The organism is Clostridioides sp. ES-S-0048-02 (assembly GCF_020658495.1).
Taxonomy (GTDB): domain Bacteria; phylum Bacillota; class Clostridia; order Peptostreptococcales; family Peptostreptococcaceae; genus Clostridioides.
This window is the reverse complement of sequence record NZ_JACVWH010000100.1, coordinates 1-233: the sequence shown is the minus strand read 5'-3', so window position 1 is coordinate 233 and position 233 is coordinate 1. Positions and strand designations below refer to the sequence as shown.

General features: G+C 38.6%; 1 pseudogene. It reads right to left on the bottom strand.

The window, feature by feature from the left end:
- A pseudogene (locus tag IC173_RS20595) lies at positions 1–233 on the bottom strand (cell wall-binding repeat-containing protein); the annotation flags it as partial.

Below are 233 nucleotides of genomic sequence, written 5' to 3'. Positions count from 1 at the left end.
TTGATACTGATGGCATTGTTAGTGTTGTTGCATCTTGTGTTGGTGCAGTTACACTTGTTATTTTTGATGCCTCATTATCTACTGCTTCTTGGTCTGTATCTACAGCTGTCTTAGCTGGTACTGTTACCTCTATTTCTCCTGTGTCAGCTGTTTTTCCACTTGATGTATGCTCTACTGTAAATACTAATGTAACTTTTGTTTCTGCATCTGGTGGCACTATTGTACCATCTTTC